The organism is Parapedobacter tibetensis (assembly GCF_024704835.1).
Lineage (GTDB): Bacteria > Bacteroidota > Bacteroidia > Sphingobacteriales > Sphingobacteriaceae > Parapedobacter > Parapedobacter tibetensis.
The window spans coordinates 1-4,533 of record NZ_JAMXBE010000044.1 but is presented as its reverse complement, the minus strand read 5'-3'; the positions used below and the strand labels follow the sequence as shown (position 1 = coordinate 4,533).

At 39.0% G+C, this 4,533-nt stretch carries 5 protein-coding genes; 4 read left to right on the top strand and 1 reads right to left on the bottom strand.

Features of this window, described 5'->3' with window-relative positions; translation table 11 throughout:
* Nucleotides 1-249 precede the first annotated feature (249 nt).
* Together NF543_RS25035 and NF543_RS25030 are read left to right on the top strand one after the other, a co-directional pair.
* Entirely contained in the window at nucleotides 250-1,002 is a 753-nt protein-coding gene (locus tag NF543_RS25035) for an SDR family oxidoreductase (RefSeq protein WP_257670934.1), read from the top strand.
* The gene (locus NF543_RS25030) at nucleotides 1,002-1,706 is read left to right on the top strand and encodes a 2OG-Fe(II) oxygenase (RefSeq protein WP_257670933.1); all 705 of its coding nucleotides are present in this window, start codon (nucleotides 1,002-1,004) and stop codon (nucleotides 1,704-1,706) included. The genes NF543_RS25035 and NF543_RS25030 overlap by 1 nt, the downstream gene beginning before the upstream one ends.
* A 971-nt stretch (nucleotides 1,707-2,677) precedes the next feature.
* On the opposite strand, the gene NF543_RS25025 is transcribed toward NF543_RS25030, so the two are convergent.
* Complete coding sequence (locus tag NF543_RS25025; protein ID WP_257670935.1) at nucleotides 2,678-3,655, bottom strand: GlxA family transcriptional regulator; 978 nt, start codon at nucleotides 3,653-3,655, stop codon at nucleotides 2,678-2,680.
* Between the two features lie 143 nt (nucleotides 3,656-3,798).
* Here NF543_RS25025 and NF543_RS25020 point away from each other — a divergent pair, with 143 nt between their 5' ends.
* Entirely contained in the window at nucleotides 3,799-3,984 is a 186-nt protein-coding gene (locus NF543_RS25020; protein ID WP_257670932.1) for an SRPBCC domain-containing protein, read from the top strand.
* Between the two features lie 19 nt (nucleotides 3,985-4,003).
* On the top strand, nucleotides 4,004-4,378 hold the full coding sequence (locus NF543_RS25015; protein ID WP_257670931.1) for a DoxX family protein: 375 nt from the start codon (nucleotides 4,004-4,006) through the stop codon (nucleotides 4,376-4,378).
* Nucleotides 4,379-4,533: the final 155 nt, after the last annotated feature.

The following is a 4,533-nucleotide window of genomic DNA, read 5'->3' as shown; positions in this document are numbered from 1 at the left end:
TTGCGATCGCCAACTTACTTTTCCACGATCACGTCTATGGAAACCTGTTTCGAAAGAAGTGGACGCATTTTTCCGCAGCGGTTATATCGAAGCGTGGGGGCGTGGTTTTACTAAGATGACCAGTCAGTGTTTAAAGGCAGGGCTCCCCGAGCCGCTGTATGACTATGACATGTATAATGTAGCAAGTTTCGGGTTTTCTATCACATCGTATATTCAGATCTTTGCATCAGAATTTAAAACAGAAAAACAATGCAAAGATTCAAAAACAAATTCGCACTCATCACAGGCGGAACAAATGGAATGGGCTTCGCTACGGCTCAACAATTCATCAATGATGGAGGCAAGGTCATCATCACAGGACGAAGTGCTGAAACGGTAAATAAAGCCGTAGAACAATTAGGAACAAGCGCTTTTGGTATTGCGTCCAATGCAGGTAATATGGACGACATTTTCCGTTTACAAGAGCAGGTAAAAATGCACACAGACCGCATCGATTTATTGTTTGCCAATGCAGGTTACGGAAAGTTTGCACCCATTGAATATGCCGATGAAACGCATTTTGACGAACTCTTTAATCTTTTGGTAAAAGGAACATTTTTCACCGTGCAACAAATATCGCCATTAATGAAATCAGGAAGTGCTGTCGTGTTAAACACTTCCATTGTTACCGAAATCGGAATGGTAAATTTCTCCGTGTATTCAGCCGCAAAATCAGCAGTACAGTCATTCATAAAAACATTCGCAGCAGAATTTACCGAAAAAGGTATTCGTGTAAACGGCATCAGCCCGGGACACATTAAAACCAATATCTTTAACAATACAGGGTTGGATGCGGAACAAATAGAAGGAGCTATTCAACGTATTATTCCTACCATACCTTTCAACAGATTAGGCGAACCCGCAGAGATTGCTCATGCAGTTCTTTTTCTTGCTTCGCAAGAAGCTTCCTACATACACGGAACAGAATTAACGGTGGACGCAGGACTTTCAGTTATCAGATAATGAACAAGATTATTAGCCAAACCGATTGGAATATCGTAACCGATGAAATGCACGAAAAGGGGTTTGCCATTATTCCAAAATTCTTAACGGAAAAGCAATGCAACGAACTGATACAAGGTTATGACAATCCAAACGCTTACAGAAAAACGGTAGTAATGGAACGTTACCGTTTTGGTTTGGGCGAATACAAATATTTCAACTATCCGTTGCCCGACCTCATTCAGCAAATCAGAACAACTATTTATCCACAGCTAGCACCAGTTGCCAACGCTTGGTTTAAAGCATTGAACATAAGCAAACAATTTCCGTTGCATCACGCTGAATTTTTGCAGCAATGCCACGACAACAATCAACAAAAACCCACCGTTTTGATATTGAAGTATGGAAAAAGCGGACATAATACATTACATCAGGATTTGTATGGAGATGTTTATTTTCCTATTCAGGTTGTTTTGTTTTTAAATGAACCTGACAAAGATTTTACAGGCGGAGAATTTGTGTTGACCCAACAAATCCCAAGAGCACAATCCAAAGCTATTGTATTGAAACCAAAGAAAGGCGATATGCTGATTTTTACAACCAATTTCAGACCTGTAAAAGGAACAAAAGGATATTTTCGGGGCAATATGAGGCACGGAGTAAGCGAAGTTCATAGTGGAGAACGTTACACATTGGGAATTATCTTTCATGATGCTTTAAGTTGAGAAATGATAAATCATAGCGAAATACTTGATAAGGATTTACGAAACAAAATCAAGCAACAGGATCCGTTTTGGCAGAAAGCTCCCAGCATCCATCACTTGGTATCGCTGTAGGCATGAAAATCGTGAGCCGAAATAATTCTGTTCACTCACATAACAATCCCGCTATTTTTCCGTTATTGATACTAGGTTTAGGTTGATAGCCCCTAACCCCATTGGGGCGGATCCGTTATCTTAATGAGGTAACGGGTCTCTTTTTTAAGCATTTCGTCGTTCATTTAACAATCTTTAACACTTTTCTTAGTAACAAAACGTGACCTTCGTGCGTTATATAGTCAATAAGTAAAAANAACGGGTCTCTTTTTTAAGCATTTCGTCGTTCATTTAACAATCTTTAACACTTTTCTTAGTAACAAAACGTGACCTTCGTGCGTTATATAGTCAATAAGTAAAAATTGTCTTTTCATAATTAGGTTTATAATTGGTTAGTTAGAAAGCCCCGATTCTCCCCGTTTCGGGGCTTTTCTTGTGCGCCCCGCATGGGCGATGACTATAAGGTGAAAGTCCCGAACACGCTTGGCAGTAAGAAGTGTTAGCCAAAGGCAAGGGTGTCTATCGCGAGGTGGAATCTGAAGGAAGCCGGCGGCAAAATCCCGGCCTGACGAACAGAAACTGCATACAAAGCCAAAGTGAGCCGGACGAGGTCTTATTGGTTTTGATATAGGTAAAAGTTTGAGCACGCTATCCAAATTTCACCTTAATCCAATCCCAACGCGCGGGGAATCTTCATAGGAGATATTTTTTTGGCTTCGGCCTTTTTCTTACGGTAGGATAGCTGGGTGTTGTTTGTCCCGTGAGCAGTCAATGCGTCACATGCTGCACGCTGACGGGGGCTCCCGTATCTCAGGTATTCAATGCTATCAAAATGCATGGACACCAATACCACAAAAACCTCATATAAGCAGTTCTATAGGTTACACCTCATTTGCCACCCTTGCAAACTTATTCCTGTACTCAATTGGAGTAAGCCCTGTAATCTTTTTAAATATATCTCTAAATGCTTTCGTATCCGTATAACCTACATCAAACATTATTTCAGTTATATTCTTCCTTGATGCTTCAAAGAACTTTTTGGCGGCTTCTATCCTTACTCTTTGTATATACGCTATGGGTGTATTGTTGGTAGCCTCTTTAAATCTTCTTTCAAAAGTTCTACGGCCTGTATTAATCAACTTTGCCAAAGTTTCTATAGTTATTTTATTATAATAGTGTTTTTCAATGTAATCCTGTATTTTTTGAATATCACCATCACCGTGATTTCTTTGACCTTTGAATATAGCGAATTGAGATTGGCTATCTCTCCCAATATCTAATGCAAAATATTTTGAAATCATTACTGCTGTTTCTCTATCAGCAAACTTTTCAACCAGGTATAATATTAAATTCCATAAACTGCTTGCCCCACCACTGCTGTAAATATTATCGTGTTCTGTTATTATAGCCCCATCTTCTACCTCCACATCTGGGTATCTTTCTTTAAACTCGTTGATATAAGCCCAATGTGTAGAGCATTTTTTACCATTGAGTAAACCCGTTTCGGCTAAAAGAAAAGCGCCGATACACAAACTGGCAAGACTTGAACCTTTCTCGTATAACTTTTTAAAATAAGGTATCGCTTCTGCATTGGCCTGAATTCCTTTGGTGGTATCACCAAATGTAGGTGGTATGATAAGTAAGTCCGTTTTAGTCACATCTTTGAGCAACCTATCGGTTTTTATCATGTATTCGCCATTGTTAGCAGGTACATATTCTTTTAAGCCCACATACTCAACCTTGAAAATGGGCTTTTTACCAAATGTGGTTAAAAACTCATTGGCGGTATGAAAGGTTCTGAATGGCGGTGTAACGGCTTCAATTACCCCGTACTCAGGTACAAAGACAGAAATGTGCATATCAACCATTGGTATTAAACCGCAAGGTAAAAAAAAGTTTTGTCATAATTCACCCCTAAAATTGTCATTTTCACAACAGCCACAATCTGATATCCTATTGTAACTTTGAATTGTAAAATTTAATAAACAAAAACTAACTAACAATGGCACAAGTAACAAGAATTACGGTAGAAGCAACAGTAAATGCTCCCGTAGCAAAAGTTTGGAGGGCTTGGAGTACACCAAGCGACATTATGCAATGGAACACTCCTGATCCAAGTTGGCATAGCCCAAGCAGTGAAAACGACCTGAGAATAGGTGGTAAATATGTTGAATCAACTAATTTATAAACCATTAATATTTAATAAGATGAAGAGGAATAAAATAATCTTTTGGGTGGCAACTACCATCATCATACTTTGGGAAGGTGTAATGCCCCTTAGCACCATGCTGTTTGCACCACAATATATGAATGCAGGCACAAAACCTTTGGGCTATCCTGATTACTTTGCCTACACACTTATCATCAGTAAAATACTCGGAGTTTTAGCGATTTCCTATCCAAAAGCACCAAGTAAGCTAAAGGAATGGGCGTATGCAGGGCTCACATTTAGTTTAATCTTTGCATTCATCAGTCATGCATGTGTAGATAAAAACATTGGGTTTATGCTGATGCCACTGGTGGTGCTGGGCATTCTTGCCGTTTCTTACATTTATAACAATAAAATCCAGACTAATGGCTAAGACAAATTATCAAGTGAGGCATTTTGGGGACAGGAAAAAGGAGAATGAGGAAAAGGCAAGTAGTAATAAAAGATAATTATTAATCACAAATTAAATTTCAATAAAAATGAAAAATCAAACGGTTTCACTACATCGGATAATCAACGCAAGCCCCG